Origin of the sequence: Streptomyces chrestomyceticus JCM 4735, from assembly GCF_003865135.1 — a bacterium.
Classification (GTDB): Bacteria; Actinomycetota; Actinomycetes; order Streptomycetales; family Streptomycetaceae; genus Streptomyces; species Streptomyces chrestomyceticus.
Genome location: NZ_BHZC01000001.1, coordinates 1,811,233 through 1,828,475, shown reverse-complemented (window position 1 = coordinate 1,828,475; position 17,243 = coordinate 1,811,233). Strand labels below are relative to the sequence as shown.

16 protein-coding genes are annotated in these 17,243 nt (G+C 73.1%); 9 read left to right on the top strand and 7 right to left on the bottom strand.

Going from position 1 to position 17,243, the window contains the following annotated elements; translation table 11 throughout:
- Positions 1-25: 25 nt before the first annotated feature.
- Positions 26-1,081, bottom strand: coding sequence for an NAD(P)-dependent alcohol dehydrogenase (locus EJG53_RS07460; RefSeq protein WP_125044184.1), 1,056 nt, complete (start codon positions 1,079-1,081; stop codon positions 26-28).
- Between the two features lie 197 nt (positions 1,082-1,278).
- Here EJG53_RS07460 and EJG53_RS07455 point away from each other — a divergent pair, with 197 nt between their 5' ends.
- Positions 1,279-2,166, top strand: coding sequence for a helix-turn-helix transcriptional regulator (locus EJG53_RS07455; protein WP_125044183.1), 888 nt, complete (start codon positions 1,279-1,281; stop codon positions 2,164-2,166).
- Between the two features lie 269 nt (positions 2,167-2,435).
- A complete protein-coding gene (locus tag EJG53_RS07450; RefSeq protein ID WP_031009892.1) occupies positions 2,436-3,017 on the top strand; it encodes a TerD family protein in 582 nt (193 codons plus the stop codon).
- Positions 3,018-3,067: 50 nt separating this feature from the next.
- Here EJG53_RS07450 and EJG53_RS07445 read toward each other — a convergent pair whose 3' ends face one another.
- A complete protein-coding gene (locus tag EJG53_RS07445; RefSeq protein ID WP_030020389.1) occupies positions 3,068-3,646 on the bottom strand; it encodes a TerD family protein in 579 nt (192 codons plus the stop codon).
- A gap of 352 nt (positions 3,647-3,998) precedes the next feature.
- Here EJG53_RS07445 and hydA point away from each other — a divergent pair, with 352 nt between their 5' ends.
- Together hydA and EJG53_RS07435 are read left to right on the top strand one after the other, a co-directional pair.
- Positions 3,999-5,390 carry a dihydropyrimidinase gene (hydA, locus tag EJG53_RS07440; protein ID WP_125044182.1) on the top strand — a complete coding sequence of 464 codons (1,392 nt, stop codon included), beginning with the start codon at positions 3,999-4,001 and terminating at the stop codon, positions 5,388-5,390.
- A gap of 21 nt (positions 5,391-5,411) precedes the next feature.
- Positions 5,412-6,434 carry a TIGR03842 family LLM class F420-dependent oxidoreductase gene (locus tag EJG53_RS07435; RefSeq protein ID WP_125044181.1) on the top strand — a complete coding sequence of 341 codons (1,023 nt, stop codon included), beginning with the start codon at positions 5,412-5,414 and terminating at the stop codon, positions 6,432-6,434.
- Positions 6,435-6,527: 93 nt separating this feature from the next.
- Here the strand turns inward: EJG53_RS07435 and EJG53_RS07430 are convergent, their stop codons facing one another.
- Positions 6,528-6,818 (bottom strand): barstar family protein, encoded by a 291-nt coding sequence (locus tag EJG53_RS07430; RefSeq protein WP_125044180.1) that lies wholly within the window; start codon positions 6,816-6,818, stop codon positions 6,528-6,530.
- A gap of 168 nt (positions 6,819-6,986) precedes the next feature.
- Here EJG53_RS07430 and EJG53_RS07425 point away from each other — a divergent pair, with 168 nt between their 5' ends.
- The gene (locus tag EJG53_RS07425; protein WP_125044179.1) at positions 6,987-8,093 is read left to right on the top strand and encodes an NAD(P)/FAD-dependent oxidoreductase; all 1,107 of its coding nucleotides are present in this window, start codon (positions 6,987-6,989) and stop codon (positions 8,091-8,093) included.
- A gap of 179 nt (positions 8,094-8,272) precedes the next feature.
- On the top strand, positions 8,273-8,974 hold the full coding sequence (locus tag EJG53_RS07420; RefSeq protein WP_125044178.1) for a DEAD/DEAH box helicase family protein: 702 nt from the start codon (positions 8,273-8,275) through the stop codon (positions 8,972-8,974).
- Between the two features lie 110 nt (positions 8,975-9,084).
- Here EJG53_RS07420 and EJG53_RS07415 read toward each other — a convergent pair whose 3' ends face one another.
- Entirely contained in the window at positions 9,085-10,152 is a 1,068-nt protein-coding gene (locus EJG53_RS07415) for a lipoate--protein ligase family protein (protein ID WP_125044177.1), read from the bottom strand.
- Positions 10,153-10,294: 142 nt separating this feature from the next.
- Entirely contained in the window at positions 10,295-11,062 is a 768-nt protein-coding gene (locus tag EJG53_RS07410; RefSeq protein WP_125044176.1) for an SIR2 family NAD-dependent protein deacylase, read from the bottom strand.
- A 173-nt stretch (positions 11,063-11,235) separates the two neighbouring features.
- Here EJG53_RS07410 and EJG53_RS07405 point away from each other — a divergent pair, with 173 nt between their 5' ends.
- The 3 genes from EJG53_RS07405 to EJG53_RS07395 all read left to right on the top strand — a co-directional run bounded on the left by EJG53_RS07405 (position 11,236) and on the right by EJG53_RS07395 (position 15,568).
- On the top strand, positions 11,236-13,086 hold the full coding sequence (locus tag EJG53_RS07405) for a gamma-glutamyltransferase family protein (protein WP_125044175.1): 1,851 nt from the start codon (positions 11,236-11,238) through the stop codon (positions 13,084-13,086).
- 120 nt (positions 13,087-13,206) lie between these two features.
- Positions 13,207-14,109 carry an inositol monophosphatase family protein gene (locus EJG53_RS07400; protein ID WP_244955026.1) on the top strand — a complete coding sequence of 301 codons (903 nt, stop codon included), beginning with the start codon at positions 13,207-13,209 and terminating at the stop codon, positions 14,107-14,109.
- 40 nt (positions 14,110-14,149) lie between these two features.
- Positions 14,150-15,568: a phytoene desaturase family protein gene (locus EJG53_RS07395; protein ID WP_125044174.1), complete on the top strand. Its 1,419-nt coding sequence runs from the start codon at positions 14,150-14,152 to the stop codon at positions 15,566-15,568.
- A gap of 67 nt (positions 15,569-15,635) precedes the next feature.
- Here EJG53_RS07395 and EJG53_RS07390 read toward each other — a convergent pair whose 3' ends face one another.
- Together EJG53_RS07390 and EJG53_RS07385 are read right to left on the bottom strand one after the other, a co-directional pair.
- Positions 15,636-16,544 (bottom strand): PDR/VanB family oxidoreductase, encoded by a 909-nt coding sequence (locus EJG53_RS07390; protein WP_125044173.1) that lies wholly within the window; start codon positions 16,542-16,544, stop codon positions 15,636-15,638.
- Positions 16,545-16,567: 23 nt separating this feature from the next.
- Complete coding sequence (locus EJG53_RS07385) at positions 16,568-17,197, bottom strand: MSMEG_1061 family FMN-dependent PPOX-type flavoprotein (RefSeq protein ID WP_125044172.1); 630 nt, start codon at positions 17,195-17,197, stop codon at positions 16,568-16,570.
- Between the last annotated feature and the right edge of the window lie 46 nt (positions 17,198-17,243).

Genomic DNA, 17,243 nt, shown 5'->3' with positions numbered 1-17,243 from the left:
GGAGCGGGGCCGGGCCCCGCGGCCGTCAGATCGTGGCGGTGTCGATCACGAAGCGGTAGCGGACGTCACTGGCGAGCACCCGCTCGTACGCCTCGTTGATCCGGTCCGCGCTGATCAGCTCGATCTCCGAGGTGATGCCGTGCTCACCGCAGAAGTCCAGCATCTCCTGGGTCTCCCGCAGGCCGCCGATCAGCGAGCCGGCGAAGGACCGGCGGTTGCCGATCAGGGCGAACGGCGCGACGGGCAGCGGGTGCTCCGGCGCGCCGAGCTGGACCAGGGTGCCGTCGGTGCGCAGCAGGCCCAGGTAGGCGTTGAGGTCGAGCTGCGCGGAGACGGTGTTGACGATCAGGTCGAAGCTGTCCGCCAGCTCCTTGAAGGTCTCCGGGTCGGACGTGGCGTAGTAGTGGTCGGCGCCGAGCCGCAGGCCGTCCTCCCGCTTGCGCAGCGACTGGCTCAGCACGGTGACCTCGGCACCCATCGCGTGGGCGATCTTGACGCCCATGTGGCCGAGGCCGCCCAGCCCCACGACGGCGACCTTCTTGCCGGGGCCGGCCTTCCAGTGCGCCAGCGGCGAGTACAGGGTGATGCCGGCGCACAGCAGTGGCGCGGCGGCGTCCAGCGGCAGGCTGTCCGGGATGCTCAGCGCGTAGTTCTCGTCGACGACGAGGTGGGTGGAGTAGCCGCCCTGGGTGGCCACCCTGTCCCGGCCTACGGAGTTGTACGTGCCGACCTGGCCCAGCTCGCCGGTGCAGTACTGCTGGAGGCCGGCCAGGCAGTTCTCGCACTCCCGGCAGGAGTCGACGAAGCAGCCGACGCCGACCCGGTCGCCGACCGCGTACCGGGTCACCTCGGAGCCGACCTCGCTGACCACACCGGCGATCTCGTGGCCGGGGACGATCGGGAAGTGCCCGCCGTCGCCCCACTCCGCCCGCACGGTGTGGATGTCGGAGTGGCAGATGCCCGCGAACTTGATGTCGATGACGATGTCGTGCGCGCCCGGCTCCCGGCGCTCGATGGTGGTGCGCTCCAGGGGAGCCTTCGGGGCGGGTGCTGCGTATGCGGGAACGGAGTTGCGGTTCATGTTCTCCAGGGTGGGCTTGCGTGCCCGGGGCAACCAGTGCCCCGTTGAACCTACGCTCGGCGTTCCTACCACTGCGAGGATCACCCTGGCGGCACGGCGGCCGACGCCCCTGGCCGTACGGCGTGCGGCACCCCGGCCGTCCGGCGCCCGGCCCCCGTCGACGCCGCTCCCCGTACGGCGCCCGGCATAATTCAGGGATGGACCCGCGCACCGAACTGAGCGAATTCCTCCGCTCCCGCCGCGCCAGGCTCCGGCCGGAGGACGTCGGTCTGGCGCACCACGGCGGCCGCCGCAGGGTGCCCGGCCTGCGCCGGGAGGAGCTGGCGCAGTTGGCCGGGGTCAGCGTGGCGTACTACATACGGCTCGAACAGGGACGGGGGCAGAACGTCTCCACGGCGGTGCTGGACTCGATCGCGGACGTGCTGCGGCTCACCCGGGCCGAGCGCTCCCATCTGACCCACCTGGCCAGACCTGCCTCCCGGCGCCTGCGCCCAGCCCTCCGGCCGCAGCGGATACGCCCCGCCTTCCAGAACCTGATCGACGCGATGGACGGCGTCCCCGCGTACGTGGTCGGCCGGCGGCTGGACATCCTCGGCTGGAACCGGCTCGCCTGCGCCCTCCTCGGTGACTTCGCCGCGATGCGGCCCGAGGAGCGGAACCTGGCCTGGCAGCTCTTCCTGGCCCCGGCGGCGCGCGAGCTGTACGCCGACTGGGAGGAGAAGGCGTCGCACGTCGTCGCCCACCTGCGGCGGGACGTCGGCCGGTTCCCGGAGGACCCGAAGCTCTGCGCGCTGATCGACGAGCTGTCCGCGCGGAGCGACGACTTCCGTCGGATCTGGGCGGCCCACGACGTCCAGGACAAGGGCTTCGGCCGGAAGCGGCTGACGCACCCGGTGGTGGGGCCGCTGTCGCTCGCGTACGAGACGCTCGCCCTGCCGGCCGACCCGGACCAGCAACTGATCACCTACCACGCCGAACCCGGATCGCCGTCGGCGCGGGCGCTGCGCCGACTGGCGGAAGGGGCGGCGGAGCCGGACCTCCGCCTCCCGGAACCGGCGGCGGAGCGGGTGTCCTCGATGCCGTGAAAGCGGCGACGCGCCCTGTTGTGCGGGCGCCCGGCTGGGTACCGTACGACTGGGTCCCGCTGTGAGCATTCCGGCGGGGCCCACCAAGCGCCGGACGCCCGGCGCCCGCCGTCCGTACCCGCCGCCGGGCGCCCGCTCCCAGCCGCTCCGCCGTGCGCGTCTTTACTTCTCCATTACCTCTACAGTGCTGTAGATTTTTGATTCCCGAGCCGGTGGCGACGGCCGCCGCCTGCCCAAGGCACGCCATCCCGACGCAGGAGTGACAGCACATGACCGTGAACCTGGACAAGGGTCAGAAGATCAGTCTGAGCAAGTCCGGCGGAGGCGAGCTCAGCGTCGTACGGATGGGACTCGGCTGGCAGGCCGCCGCCCGCAAGGGCTTCCTCGCCAAGCTGATGGCCCGCGAGATCGACCTGGACGCCTCGGCCGTCCTCTTCGCCGGGCAGGAGCCCGTCGACGTCGTCTTCTTCCAGCACCTGATCAGCGACGACGGCTCGGTACGCCACACCGGCGACAACCTGGTGGGCGGCGCGGGGCAGGGCGGCGACGACGAGGCGATCCTCGTCGACCTCCAGCGGGTGCCCGCCCGCGTCGACCAGATCGTCTTCACGGTGAACTCCTTCACCGGCCAGACCTTCGCCGAGGTGCAGAACGCGTTCTGCCGACTCGTCGACGAGACCAACGGCCAGGAGCTGGCCCGCTACACCCTGACCGGCGGCGGCCCGTACACCGCGCAGATCATGGCGAAGGTGCGCCGGGCCGGCGGCGGCTGGGAGATGGCCGCCATCGGCGAGCCCGCCAACGGCCGTACCTTCCAGGACCTGATGCCGGCCATCGCCTCGCACCTGTAAGCACGGTAGAGGGCGCGCCCTTCGCGGGCGCGCCCTTTCGCGTACCGGGGTCAGCCGACGTTGACGCCGTAATCGGTGGCGATGCCGGCCAGCCCCGACGCGTACCCCTGGCCGATGGCCCGGAACTTCCACTCGCCGCCGCGCCGGTACAGGGCGCCGAAGACCATCGCCGTCTCGCCCGCGGCGTCGTACGACAGCTCGTAACGGCACATCTCGCGGCCCGTCAGGTTGTCCACGACGCGGATGTACGCGTCCTCGACCTGGCCGAAGCTCTGGCCGCGCCGCTCGGCGTCGTGGATGGAGACGGTGAAGACGACCTGGCCGGTCTCCTCGCCGAGCCGGTCCAGGTCGATGAGGATCTGCTCGTCGTCGCCGTCGCCCGCGCCGGTGAGGTTGTCGCCGGTGTGCCGGACGGCGCCGTCCGGGCTGGTCAGGTTGTTGTAGAAGACGAAGTGCGCGTCGGACAGGACGCGTTGGTCGGTGCCGCAGACGACCGCCGAGGCGTCCAGGTCGAAGTCCGCGCCGGCGGTGGGCCGGGCGTCCCAGCCCAGGCCGACGGTGACGTCCGCGAGGGGAGTGCCGTCCTGGTTGAGGACGACGTTCTGGCCCTTGCTGAGGCTGACGCCCATGGTGCTGTGTCTCCTGTGGTGTGTGGATACGGTCGTCGGTTGTGCGTACGGTCCGGCGTGTCGTGCTGTCCCCCATCGGGCAACGCGGCGGCCGAGAGCAAGGTTCCCGAGTTGCGCAACCAATGAAATAAGCCCGTCCGGCCGCCGGCCGGCTCCCCTGAACTGCGGTCATGGTGTTGCCACGGTGGGTGACATGCTTCTACGGTCGGCTGCACGGCCGCGCTCTACGGGTGTAGACCGGTCTTGACGCGGCGTCACCTGGGGCGGGCCGCCCGGACGGCAGAGCACGCCGGGCCGTGTCCCTTCCGGCGCCGCCGAGCACCACTGGTGTGTGGAAGGGAGAACCGGAAGCATGACCCGTACAGTCGTCCGCGGCGGCCTGGTCGTCACCGCCGCCGAAGAAATGCATGCCGATGTGCTGGTCGATAACGGCCGTGTCGAAGCACTGGCCACCCCGGGCAGTCAGCAGTGGGCCGCCGAGCGCGTCATCGACGCCACCGGCAAGTACGTCGTCCCCGGCGGCGTCGACGCCCACACCCACATGGAGTTCCCGTTCGGCGGAACCGCTTCCTGCGACACCTTCGAGACCGGCACGAAGGCGGCGGCCTGGGGCGGAACCACCACGATCATCGATTTCGCGGTGCAGTCGAAGGGCGCCGCGCTGCGCGAAGGGCTGGACGCCTGGCACGCGAAGGCGGACGGAAGATGCGCGATCGACTACGCCTTCCACATGATCGTGTCGGATGTGAACGAGTCCACGCTCAAGGAGATGGACGGGCTGGTCGGCGAGGGCGTGACCTCGTTCAAACTCTTCATGGCGTATCCGGGCGTCTTCTACTCCGACGACGGACAGATCCTGCGCGCCATGCAGCGGGCCGGTGACAACGGCGGCCTGATCATGATGCACGCCGAGAACGGCATCGCCATCGACGTCCTCGTCCAGCAGGCGCTGGAGCGCGGCCAGGCCGATCCGCGGTACCACGGCGAGGTCAGGAAGGCGCTCCTGGAAGCCGAGGCGACACACCGCGCGATCAAGCTGGCCCAGGTCGCCGGAGCGCCGCTGTACGTCGTCCACGTGTCGGCGCGGGAGGCGGTCGCCGAACTGACGCGGGCCAGGAACCAGGGCCTGCCGGTCTTCGGCGAGACCTGTCCGCAGTACCTGTTCCTGTCGACGGACAACCTCGCCGAACCCGGCTTCGAAGGCGCGAAGTACGTCTGCAGCACACCGCTGCGGCCGAAGGACCACCAGGCGGCCCTCTGGCACGGCCTGCGCGCGAACGACCTCCAGGTGGTGTCCACGGACCACTGCCCGTTCTGCTTCTCCGGACAGAAGGAACTCGGCCGCGGCGACTTCTCCAAGATCCCGAACGGGATGCCGGGCGTCGAGAACCGGATGGACCTGCTGCACCAGGCCGTCGTCGACGGCCACCTCACCCGGCGGCGCTGGATCGAGATCGCCTGCGCGACGCCGGCCAGGATGTTCGGCCTCTACCCCAAGAAGGGCACCATCGCGCCGGGCAGCGACGCCGACCTCGTCGTCTACGACCCGCACGCCGAGCAGACCGTCTCGGCGGCCACCCACCACATGAACGTCGACTACTCGGCCTACGAGGGCAGGCGCCTGACCGGGCGGGTCGAGACGGTCCTGTCGCGCGGCGAACCCGTCATCACCGCGCGCGAGTTCACCGGCCGGGACGGGCACGGCGCGTACACCCCGCGCGGCACCTGCCAGTACCTGAACTGAACAGCGGAAGGGACTGCCACCATGGAATTCGGACTCGTTCTGCAGACCGACCCGCCGGCCTCACAGGTCGTCAGCCTCATGCAGCGCGCCGAGGCGGCCGGCTTCACCCACGGCTGGACCTTCGACTCGTGCGTGCTGTGGCAGGAGCCGTTCGTCATCTACAGCCGCATCCTGGAACACACCGAACGCCTGATCGTCGGCCCGATGGTCACCAACCCCTCCACCCGCACCCCCGAGGTCACCGCCTCCACCTTCGCCACCCTCAACGACATGTACGGCAACCGCACCGTCTGCGGCATCGGCCGCGGCGACTCGGCGATGCGGGTGGCCGGCCGCGCCCCCAACACCCTCGCCCGGATCAGCGCGACCATGAAGACCGTCCGCGCTCTCGGCCGCGGCGACGAGGCCGATCTGGGCGGCGGCATGGTCGTGAAGTTCCCCTGGGTGCGCGAAGGGGCGCGGCTGCCCGTCTGGATGGCCGCGTACGGCCCCAAGGCGCTCAAGATGACCGGCGAGGAGGCCGACGGCTTCATCCTCCAGCTCGCCGACCCGTACCTCACGGAGTGGATGGTGAAGGCGGTACGCGCGGCCGCCTCGGCGGCCGGCCGCGACCCGTCCGACGTCACGATCTGTGTCGCGGCCCCCGCCTACGTCACGGAGGACGACTCGCCGGAGGCGCTCGCCCACGCCCGGGAACAGTGCCGGTGGTTCGGCGGCATGGTCGGCAACCACGTGGCCGACCTGGTGTCCAAGTACGGCACGGACTCGGGCGCGGTGCCGCAGGAGCTGACCGACTACATCAAGTCCCGCGAAGGCTACGACTACGCCCACCACGGCCGCTCGGGCAACCCGGACACCGCCTTCGTCCCCGACGAGATCGTCGACCGCTTCTGCGTCATCGGCACGGCGGACGCGCACGTCGAGAAGCTGCGCAGGCTGCGGGAGCTGGGCGTCGACCAGTTCGCGCTGTACGCGATGCACGACGCGAAGGAGGAGGTCATCGACGCGTACGCCAGGGACGTCATTCCGGAGGTCAACGCCTGAGCGGAGCGCCGGTGAGAGGGAGGGCCCGGGACACGCCGTGAGGCGTGTCCCGGGCCCTCGGCGTGCCGGCGGATCAGCTCCGGCAGCGGCCCACTACGCGAACGTCACCGAGAAACGTTCCGTCGGCCCGTAGGAGAGATCCTGCTCCTGGACGCGGAGCAGCAGATCCCGGATCTTCTCGAACTCCGTCTCACCCATGGCGGCTCTGCTGAGCTCCGAGTCCGACCAGACCAGCTCGACCGGACGCTCGACATCGGTCGTGAGCCGGTCCCACAGGGCCGCCAGGTTCCCGCCGTAGTAGGGGCCGAAATCCAGGGCCCGGGACAAGGCGGAATGCAGATCGGCCGTGGTGCGGATCGTCGCGCCGTCGATTTCAGCTCGCATGTTCATCACCCTCGCAGTGAACCAACTGCGGTTCCGACCGGTGGTGCTGGGACGGTGGCACGGAGTTGCCCGAGGTGCCCCGGCCCGGCGTACGCCCCTTCCACCGGGCGGCGCGATCACCCAAGATGAGGGACGACATCGGCGGGGGCCGGCTGGGAGGAGAGGCGGATGCGCGTCGCCGTGGTCGGTTCGGGCATCGTCGGCGCGAGCGCCGCCTGGCATGCGGCCGGGCTGGGGGCGGACGTGGTGCTCGCCGGGCGTGCGGCGCCCGGGGAGGCGACCGCGGCCGGTGCGGGCATCATCTGTCCCTGGGCCTCCGAGAACGACGACCCGGACTGGTTCCGCGCCGCCGCGGAAGGCGCCCGGTACTACCCGGAGCTGATCGGCGGACTCACCGAGGCGGGCGAGCGTGGCCTCGGCCACCGGGCCGTCGGCGCGCTCGCCCTGGCCGCCGACGACGCGGACCTGCACCGCATCCGCCGACGGGTGCTCGAACGGCGGCGCGGCACCGCGGACACCGGCGAGGTGGACCTCCTCGGCGAGTCCGAGGTACGCGCGCTGTTCCCGCCCCTCGCGCCCGGCTACCGGGCCGTACGCATAGCCGCCGGTGCGCGGGTCGACGGCGGGCGGCTGCGGGACGCGCTGCTGCGTCAGGCGCGGTACCGGGGCGTCGATGTGCGTACCGGCCGCGCGGCACTGATGTGTACGGAGGACCGGGTCACCGGCATCGAGGTGGACGGCGAGCGCATCGCCGCGGACGCGGTCATCGTCGCGGCCGGGGCCTGGGCGCCGGAGCTGCTGGCGCCGGTGGGCGTCACCGTACGGGTCGCACCGCAGCGCGGCCAGATCGTCCACCTGTCCCTGCCCGGCGCGGACACCGGGAACTGGCCCGTCGTCATGCCCCGCGGCACCGGGCACTATCTCGTCCCGTTCGACGGCTCGCGGATCGTGGCCGGCGCCACCCGGGAGGCCGGTACCGGCTTCGACCACCGGGTGACCGCCGCCGGACTGGCCGAAGTCCTGACCGAGGCCCTGGCCGTCGCGCCCGGACTGGCGGGCGCCGACCACCTGGAGACCCGCGTCGGCTTCCGCCCCGTAGGACCGGACATCCGTCCGCTGCTCGGCCGGGTCCCGCAGGTGTCGGGCCTGGTCGTCGCCGACGGCCTCGGCCCGACCGGGCTGACCGTCGGCCCCTGGGCGGGGCGTGCCGCCGCGCTGCTCGCGACGGGCGGGGATCCGGGGCTGGACCTGAGCCCGTACGACCCGGTGCGCTGACCGGCGCACGGACCCGGTGCCGACCGGCGCACGGTCCCGGCGGGGGCGCACAGAATGCGCGGAGGCGCGCGGGGGCGCGCACCGACTCAACCGTCCCTGCCAACTCTTTGCCCACTCCTGATGCTCCCCATACGGGGCGGCCTTGGAGCGGCACCGCCGATGCGGGGACCATGGACCGTATGAGGCGCCCTCCATCGGGAACACCCTTCGGTCCTGCTGCCCGGACGACGACCGCCGCGGCCGGCCGGCTCTCCCACGTGCGGTGGATCGCCGGCGGCACCGGAGCGGGCAAGAGCACGCTGGCGATAATCCTGGCCCGGCGCCACGGCGCCGTGGTCTACCGTGGTGACCTGGCCCAGCACACCTGGCTGCCCCGCTGCACCCCGCGGCAGCACCCGCACTTCCACGCGGCCCGCGACGAGCCGCCCGGCTCCCTGTGGGACAGCCGCAGCCCCGACGAGGCGTGCGGCTTCGCGCAGCGCGTGGTCGCCGAGACCTTCGCCTTCGAGGTCGAGGACCTCCTCGCGATGCCCGCCGACCGGCCCGTCCTGGTGGACTGGTTCGGCAACCTGCCGAGCCAGCTCGCACCCCTGCTCACCCGCCCCGACCAGGCGGTCTTCCTGCTGCCCACCCCCGAGTTCCGGATGGCGGCGCTGCGAGCCCGCCGCAACGTCCCGGTGCGGTCGCTGGTCAGTTGGGGCAGCCGGGCCCCGGAGTCCACCCTGGCCAAACGGCTGGCCCGGGACGAACTGTGGGACGCCGAGGTGCGCCGCCAGGCCGCCGTCCACGGGAACACGGTGATCACCATGGACGGCGGCCGCCCGGCCGGCGAACTCGCGGACGAGGTGGCGGCGCGCTTCCGGCTGGGGACGGCGGCGTAGGGGACGGGGGTGTGGGAGACGGCGGTCACCCGGCCGTTGGCGTGACGCCGCCTGCCGCGCACGGAACGCACCTACGGAACCCGCCCACGGAATGCGCCTGCGGAACCCGCCTACGGAACTCGCGCCGTCCACTCCGGCGAGCTGAACTTCCCGCCCGCCAGCTCCTGAGCCCGCGTCATCTCCTCGGGGGAGACCTTGCCGTCGCTGCCGCCGTACCGCGCGCGGAACGAGGCGATCATCCGCTCGATGACCTCCGCCCGCGGCAGCCCGGTCTGCCGGCGCAGCGGGTCCACCCGCTTCTTCGCGCTGCGGGTGCCCTTGTCCGACAGCTTCTCCTTGCCGATCCGCAGCACCTCGACCATCTTGTCCGCGTCGATGTCGTACGACATGGTCACGTGGTGCAGGACCGCCCCGTCGCCCGCCACCATGCGCTTCTGCGCGGCGCCGGCGATCTTCCCGGCGTCGGTGGCGATGTCGTTGAGCGGCTTGTACCAGGCGTTGATGCCCATGTCACCGAGGGCGGTCAGCACCCAGTCGTCCAGATAGGCGTAGCTCTCGGCGAAGGTCAGGCCCTGGACGAGGGAGGCCGGTACGCACAGCGAGTACGTGATGGTGTTGCCCGGCTCCACGAACATCGCGCCACCGCCGCTGATGCGCCGTACGACCGTCACGCCGTGCCGTGCGGCGCCCTGCGGGTCCACCTCGTTGGCCAGGGACTGGAAGCTGCCGATGATGACGGCGGGGCGGTCCCACTCCCACACCCGCAGCGTCGGCGGCCGCCGGCCGGCGGCCACTTCGGCGGTCAGGACCTCGTCCAGGGCCATGTGCAGCGCGGGCGGCTGCGGCGCCTCGTGGATGATCTGCCAGTCGAAGTCCGTCCAGTCGGTGGCCTGGGCGACGGCGCGGCGTACCGCGATGCCCACCGCCTCCGCCGTGAACCCGAACAGCACCGCGCCGGACGGCAGCGCCGCCTCGATCCGGGCCGCCAGCCCGCGCGCGTCGGTGTCGGCGGGCGCGCCCTCCAGCGCCGCGTTGATGGCGCCGAGCGCCTCGTCCGGCTCCAGGAAGAAGTCCCCCGCGACCCGGACGTCGCGCAGCGTCCCGCCCGTCACGTCGAGATCGACGACCACGAGCTTGCCGCCCGGCACCTTGTACTCACCGTGGTGCTTGCCCTGCACGGCGCATCCTCCCGCTGTCCTGTTGCGGCGCACGGCCCGGTCGGCCGGCAGCCGGGACAACCGTAGCGCCGCCGGTGGCATTCCCGGCAAAGGGGGCGGTTCCGGGGCCGGCCGCCCAGGGCTTGCGGGCTCCGGGGGCCGTTCAGGGCGCGAGGGTGGCGAGGAGCTCCGGGAGGGCGGTGCCGATGGGGGTGCGAATCGTTTCGGCGGCCAGCTCGTCGTACGGGGTGGGCTCCGCGTTCATGATGATGAGCCGCGCGCCGTGCTCGGCGGCCAGCCCGACGAGCGAGGCGGCGGGCTGGACCTGGAGGCTGGTGCCCACCGCGATGAACACGTCGGCCGCCTCGGCCACGCTCATCGCCGTACCGAGCACCTCCGGGTCGAGCCGCTCGCCGAACATCACCGTCGCCGACTTCAGGATGCCGCCGCACTCCACGCACGCCGGGTCCGGGTCACCCGCGTCCACCCGGGCGACGGCCTCGGACATCGGCGTCCGGGCGTGGCAGCGGGTGCAGACGACGAAGCGGCCCGTGCCGTGCAGTTCCAGGACCTTGCGGTCCGGGACGCCGGCGAGCTGGTGCAGGCCGTCGACGTTCTGGGTGATGACACGGACCGGCGTCCCGGACCGCTCCAGCCGGGCGACCGCCTCGTGGGCCGCGTTGGGCCGGGCGCGGAGGGCCGGGCTGTCCCGCCGCAACCGCCAGGCGCGGCGCCGGATCTCCGGGTCGTTCATGTAGTACTCGTACGTGACGAGCTTCTCCGCCTCGGGGTCCTGCCGCCACAGTCCCTGGGGTCCGCGGTAGTCCGGGATGCCGGAGTCGGTGGAGATGCCGGCTCCGCTGAGGATCGCCACCAAGGGGCGCCGGGCGCTGGTGGGGCTGGAGGGGCTGAGGGGTCCGGTACCGGTCATACCGGGAGCCTACGGAGCGGCGGCAGGCGGCGGCGAGTCCATTTCGCGGTGTCCGCCGCCCGGTGAATGTGATCAGGAAGGGGCGCGGGCGGGGTATTTCCGGGGGCCGCGCGGGGGAAGGGGCGGGAAGAGAGCGCCCGTCCGTCCGTACGACGTGAGGAGAACCGAGAACCGTGTTCACCACCCGCCCGACCCTCCAGGGAACCTTCGGCATGGCCGCGACCACGCACTGGCTGGCGTCCCAGTCCGCGATGGCCGTGCTGGAGGACGGTGGCAACGCCTTCGACGCGGCGGTGGCCGCCGGGTTCGTGCTGCAGGTCGTCGAGCCGCATCTGAACGGGCCGGCGGGCGAGGTGCCCGTCGTGCTGGCGCCCGCCGGCGGGCCGGTGCGGGTGCTGTGCGGGCAGGGGCCGGCGCCCGCCGGGGCGAGCGTGGCGCACTACACCTCGCTCGGGCTCTCGCTGGTGCCCGGTACCGGACCGCTCGCCGCGGCCGTGCCCGGCGCGTTCGACGCGTGGATGCTGCTGCTCCGGGACCACGGCACCAAGCCGCTCGGCGAGGTGCTCAAGTACGCCGTCGGGTACGCGGAGCACGGGCACCCGGCCGTCGAGCGGGTCGGCGAGACGGTGGCGACGGTCCGGGAGCTGTTCGAGACGGAGTGGATATCGTCCGCCGAGATCTACCTGCCGGAGGGGCGGCCGGTCGCGCCCGGCGGGCTGCTCAGGAACCGGCCCCTGGCGGCCACCTGGCGCCGCCTGATCAGCGAGGCGGAGGCCGCCGGGTCCGGCCGGGAGACACAGATCGACGCGGCCCGGCGGATCTGGCGCGAGGGCTTCATCGGTGAGGCGCTGGCCGCCTTCGCGGCCCGTCCCGCCATGGACACCTCCGGCGAGCGGCACGCCGGCACCCTCACGGGCGAGGATCTGGCGGCCTTCGCCGCGACGTACGAGGACCCGGTCACCTACGACTGGAACGGCTGGACCGTGGCGAAGCCGGGCGGCTGGTCGCAGGGCCCGGTCCTGCTCCAGCAACTCGCCCTGCTGCCGCCGGAACTGCCCGCCTACGGCAGTCCCGAGTACGTGCACCTGCTGATCGAGGGCTGCAAGCTGGCCATGGCCGACCGCGAGGCCTGGTACGGCGACGCCGCCGACGTGCCGGTCGGCACGCTGCTGAGCGAGGAGTACAACGCGGCGCGGCGGACGCTGATCGGGGAGCACGCCTCGTACGAGCTGCGGCCCGGCAGCCCGGACGGCCGTACGCCCCGGCTGAGCAAGCACGCCCTGGCCGTCGCGGCGGGGGATGACGCCGCCGCCGCGACGGGCGCCGCCGGTGCCGGGGCGGGCGAGCCCACGGTGGCGACTCCCGGCACCCCCGGCGCCGCCCCCGTCATCGCTCCCGAGGTCGACCGGAGCGGCGCCACACGCGGCGACACCTGCCACATCGACATCGTGGACCGCTGGGGCAACATGGTCTCCGCGACACCCTCCGGCGGCTGGCTCCAGTCCAGCCCGGTGGTCCCCGCGCTCGGCTTCCCGCTCGGTACGCGCCTCCAGATGGCCTGGCTGGAGGAGGGGCTGCCGAACTCGCTGACACCCGGCCGCCGCCCGCGCACCACCCTCACCCCGTCCCTGGCGCTGCGCGACGGTGTGCCCGTGATGGCCTTCGGCACCCCCGGCGGCGACCAGCAGGATCAGTGGCAGCTCCACTTCCTGCTCGCCGCGGCCCTGCGCGCGCCGGTGCGCGGGGGACTGGATCTCCAAGGTGCCATCGACGCCCCGAACTGGCACAACGACTCCTTCCCCGGCTCCTTCTTCCCCCGCGCCATGCGGCCGGGCAGCGTCACCGTCGAGTCCCGCCTCGGCGCGGACGTGATCGGGGAGCTGCGGCGGCGCGGGCACGCGGTGACGGTCGGCGACGCGTGGTCGGAGGGGCGGCTGTCCGCGGTGGCGCGGGACCCGGAGACCGGGGTGCTGTCGGGGGCGGCGAACCCGCGGGGGATGCAGGGGTACGCGGTGGGGCGGTAGCCGCGGCGGGGTGAGCGTCTGCCCGGAGCGTGGCCGGTGCCCCGCCGGGCCCGGCCCCCGGCATCCGGAGTTCACCTTCCGTCCAGGTGCTGTGTCAGTGGGGCGTGGTTCGATGGAGTCATGATCGAAGCGATTCGTACGGAAACGGGAGACACGACGGACGAGACGGGCGCGGTGGGCGCCGCGACACACACGGCGGACGAGGTGCTGCGCGCGCTGAACCCGGCCGCCGTCGAGGACGCCGTCCGCAAGGCCGCGGCGGCCGAGATCATGCCGCGGTTCCGGCAGCTCGCCGCCCACGAGGTGCTGGAGAAGAACGGCCCGCACGACCTCGTCACGGTCGCCGACCGGCTGGCCGAGGAACACCTGACCGCCGCCCTGACGAGCCTGCTGCCCGGCTCGCTGGTGGTCGGCGAGGAGGCGGTGCACGCCGATCCCGCCGTGCTGGCGGCGCTGGGCGGCGACGCGCCGGTGTGGATCGTCGACCCGGTCGACGGCACCCGCCAGTTCGTGCACGGCGACCCCGGCTTCGCCACGCTCGTCACCTTGGCGCTGCGCGGCGAACTGCTCGCCTCCTGGACGTACGCCCCGGCCCTGGACCTGATGGCCACCGCCCGCCGCGGCGCCGGCGCCGAGCTGAACGGGCGGCCGCTGCGCCGGAGCGCCCCGGTGGCCGGTGCGGCGCTGGACGTGGCGATATCGCACTACGACTTCACCACCGACGAGCAGAAGCGGGTGCTGTCCGCCCTGGAGACGGACGGCGTCGTCCCGCGCCCCTGCGGCTCGGCGGGCCTGGAGTATCTGTACATAGCCAGCGGCGAGCTGGACGCCGTCGCCTTCAGTTGGGAGAACGCCTGGGATCATGCGGCGGGGCTGCTGCTGGTCCACGAGACGGGCGGGGCGAGCGGCACGGTCGCCGGCGAGCCGTTCCGCATCACGGGCGGCAACGCGCTGCCGTTCACCGCGGCACGGGACGCGGAGACCGCCCGGCGTATCCTCGGACTGCTGGCGGCCGCCAACTGATCCTCGACGGCGAGGGTCGCTGACGAGGGGAGTGGCGCAGGTGCCGACGATGCTCGATGCCGTGGTGATCGGGGCGGGCCCCAACGGGCTGACCGCGGCCGTCGAACTGGCCCGCCGCGGCATGTCCGTGGAGGTCTTCGAGGCCCACGACACCATCGGCGGCGGCGCCCGCACGGAGGAGCTGACCCTCCCCGGCTTCCGGCACGACCCCTGCTCGGCGGTGCACCCGCTCGCCGCGGGCTCGCCCGCCTTCGCGGCCATGGACCTGGAGCGGTACGGCCTCCAGTGGCTGCACCCCGACCTCCCGCTGGCGCACCCCTTTCCCGACGGCACGGCCGCGGTGCTGTCCCGCTCCGTCGGCGAGACGGCGATGTCCCTCGGCGCGCACGACGCCGGGACGTACCGCCGCCTGCTCACGCCCTTCCTCGGCAAGTGGGACACCCTCGCCGCGGACTTCCTGCGCACCCAGTGGCTCGGCCTGCCGCGCGACCCGGTGACGTACGCCCGGTTCGGCCTGGCCGCGGCCCAGCCGGCCGCCCTGCTCAACCGGCGCTTCCGGGAACAGAAGGCACGCGGCCTGTTCGCCGGCCTCGCCGCCCACGTCATCGCGCCGCTCAGCAGTCCGGGCACCGGCGGCGCCGCGATCATGTTCGCGCTGGCCGCGCACGCGGGCGGCTGGCCGATCCCGCGCGGCGGCTCCCAGGCCATCCCCGACGCGCTGGCCGCGCTGCTGCGCCTGCACGGCGGCGCGGTGCACACGGGGTACGAGGTCAAGCGGCTGGACGACCTGCCGCCGGCCCGCGCGTACGTCTTCGACACCTCGCCGACCGCCCTGGCCCGGATCGCGGGGCTCGGCAACGCCTACCGCGGGGTGCGGTACGGTCCCGGCGTCTTCAAGATCGACTACGCGCTGTCCGGCCCGGTGCCGTGGACCTCCGCCGCGGCCCGCCGGGCGGGCACCGTGCACCTCGGCCCCACCAGCGGCGAGATCGGCGCCGCGCTGCGCGCCGCCGCCGACGGCCGCGCCCCGTCCGTACCGTTCCTGATCACCTCGCAGCCCAGCCTGACCGACCCCACCCGGGCCCCCGAGGGCAAGCACACCTTCTGGGTGTACGGGCACGTCCCGCACGGCTGGGAGGGCGACGCCACGGACGCGGTCGAACGCCAACTGGAGCGCTTCGCGCCCGGGTTCCGCGACCTGGTGCTGGCCCGCGCCGTCGCCGGGCCGCCCCAACTGGCCGCCCGCAACGCGAACTACGTCGGCGGGGACATCTGCTCGGGCTCCGCCGCCGGGCTGGGCCTGGTGATCCGCCCCAAGCTGGCGCGCGTCCCGTACACCACCGCCCACCCGGCGGTCTTCCTGTGCTCCCAGTCCGCCCCGCCGGGCCCCGGCGTCCACGGGATGTCCGGCCACCACGCCGCCCGGGCGGTCTGGTCCCGGCTGCGGCCGGCCCGCTGACGAAGAGCCCGCCGGGGCCGGACCGTGCCGCGGTCCGGCCCTGACGCACCTGCGTCCGTCGTACGGCTCAGAGGTCCAGCACCAGCCGCGGGCCCAGCGCGCGGGAGACGCAGGCGAACATCCGGCCCTCGTCGGCGCCGACGTCGTCCCGGTGCTCGACCTCGCCTTCCAGGACGGTGATCTCGCAGCTCCCGCAGACGCCTTCGCGGCACCCCGACGACACCGGGACCCCGGCCTGCTGGAGAGCGTTCAGCAGCGAATCGTCGGCATCCACCTGGACCGTCCGCCCCGACCGGGCGCACGCGACCTCGAACGCCTGGTCCGGGGCGAAGACCTTGGGCGCCGGCTGGAACCGCTCCGTACGCAGTTGCCCGGCCGGGAAGACGGCCTCCACCGCCGTGAGCATGGAGGCCGGCCCGCAGCAGTAGACCAGGGTGCCGGGGGCCAGCTCCGCCGCCAGCGCGGCGAGGTCCGGCCTGCCGTGCTGCTGCGTGGTGACGATGCGTACGGCGTCCCCGTAGGCCGCGCGCAGTTCCTCGGCGAAGGGCATGGTGGCGGCCGCCCGGCCCGCGTACACGAGGGAGGCGGGCAGTCCCGCCGCGGTCGCCGCCCGCAGCATCGGCAGGACGGGGGTGATGCCGATCCCGCCGGCGAGGAAGAGGTAACCCGGCGCGGGATCGAGGGGGAAGTTGTTGCGCGGCAGCGACACGTCGAGCGGGCGGCCCTGGCGCAGGAAACGGTGGATGTACTCGGAGCCGCCGCGGCTGAGCGGGTCGTACCGTACGGCGACGCGGTAGGTCTCGCGGTCGGCGGGGTCGCCGCAGAGGGAGTACTGCCGGGTCAGCCAGTTCGGCAGGGCCACGTCGACATGGGCGCCCGGCTCCCAGGGCGCCAGAGGGCCGTCGGCGCCGCGCAGGACGAGGGAGACGACGTCCTCGGCGACCGGGTCGATACGGTCGAGGAGGGTCCGCTGCATGGATGGTTCCCTTTCCGGCACGGTCAGAAGAGCTTCCGGTAGGACGCTTCGAGGACGGCTTCGAACTGCTCCGGGGCGATGTCGCCCCCGAACTGCGCGGCGGCGATCTCCCCGGCGGTCGGCAGTTCGTCGGCGAGGGCCTGGCTGGCCGGGTCCCACATCCGGGACCGCAGGAGCGCCCGGCCGCAGTGGAAGTACGCCTCGGTCACCTCGACGACGATCGCCAGGGCCGGCGCCTTGGCCTCGGTACGCATCCGGACCAGCACGTCGGGCTCGTCGGTGGGGTAGGCCCGGCCGTTGACCCGCAGCGTCTCCCGCATCCCGGGGACCATGAAGAGCATCCCCACCTCGGGGTTCTCCACGATGTTGCACAGCGAGTCGGCGATCCGGTTGCCCGGCCGGTCGGGTATCGCGAGCAGGTTCTCGTCGAGGACCTTCACGAACCCGGGGTAGTCGCCGCGCGGTGAGCAGTCGGCCCGCCCGGCCGCGTCCGCGGTGGCCAGCGACAGGAACGGCGCGTGCGCGATGAACATGCGGGCGAACCGGTCGATGTGGTCGATCTTCTTGTTCTCCAGCATCGGTTCGGGTTCACCGATCAGGGCGCGGACCTCGGCCAGGGACAGTCGCCGTGGGCGGGTGCGGACGTGCGTCATGAGGGCTCCTTCCGGGAGGGCGGCACGGCGGACGGGCGCGGGCGGC

What these genes read in the sequence shown, in the direction of transcription:
- EJG53_RS07400 (WP_244955026.1), top strand. Translation starts at nt 13,207, where the DNA reads ATGATCGAAGCGATTCGTACGGAAACGGGAGACACGACGGACGAGACG.
- EJG53_RS07435 (WP_125044181.1), top strand. Translation starts at nt 5,412, where the DNA reads ATGGAATTCGGACTCGTTCTGCAGACCGACCCGCCGGCCTCACAGGTC.
- EJG53_RS07455 (WP_125044183.1), top strand. Translation starts at nt 1,279, where the DNA reads ATGGACCCGCGCACCGAACTGAGCGAATTCCTCCGCTCCCGCCGCGCC.
- EJG53_RS07425 (WP_125044179.1), top strand. Translation starts at nt 6,987, where the DNA reads ATGCGCGTCGCCGTGGTCGGTTCGGGCATCGTCGGCGCGAGCGCCGCC.
- EJG53_RS07460 (WP_125044184.1), bottom strand. Translation starts at nt 1,081, where the DNA reads ATGAACCGCAACTCCGTTCCCGCATACGCAGCACCCGCCCCGAAGGCT.
- EJG53_RS07430 (WP_125044180.1), bottom strand. Translation starts at nt 6,818, where the DNA reads ATGCGAGCTGAAATCGACGGCGCGACGATCCGCACCACGGCCGATCTG.
- EJG53_RS07445 (WP_030020389.1), bottom strand. Translation starts at nt 3,646, where the DNA reads ATGGGCGTCAGCCTCAGCAAGGGCCAGAACGTCGTCCTCAACCAGGAC.
- EJG53_RS07385 (WP_125044172.1), bottom strand. Translation starts at nt 17,197, where the DNA reads ATGACGCACGTCCGCACCCGCCCACGGCGACTGTCCCTGGCCGAGGTC.
- EJG53_RS07410 (WP_125044176.1), bottom strand. Translation starts at nt 11,062, where the DNA reads ATGACCGGTACCGGACCCCTCAGCCCCTCCAGCCCCACCAGCGCCCGG.
- hydA (WP_125044182.1), top strand. Translation starts at nt 3,999, where the DNA reads ATGACCCGTACAGTCGTCCGCGGCGGCCTGGTCGTCACCGCCGCCGAA.
- EJG53_RS07390 (WP_125044173.1), bottom strand. Translation starts at nt 16,544, where the DNA reads ATGCAGCGGACCCTCCTCGACCGTATCGACCCGGTCGCCGAGGACGTC.
- EJG53_RS07450 (WP_031009892.1), top strand. Translation starts at nt 2,436, where the DNA reads ATGACCGTGAACCTGGACAAGGGTCAGAAGATCAGTCTGAGCAAGTCC.
- EJG53_RS07420 (WP_125044178.1), top strand. Translation starts at nt 8,273, where the DNA reads ATGAGGCGCCCTCCATCGGGAACACCCTTCGGTCCTGCTGCCCGGACG.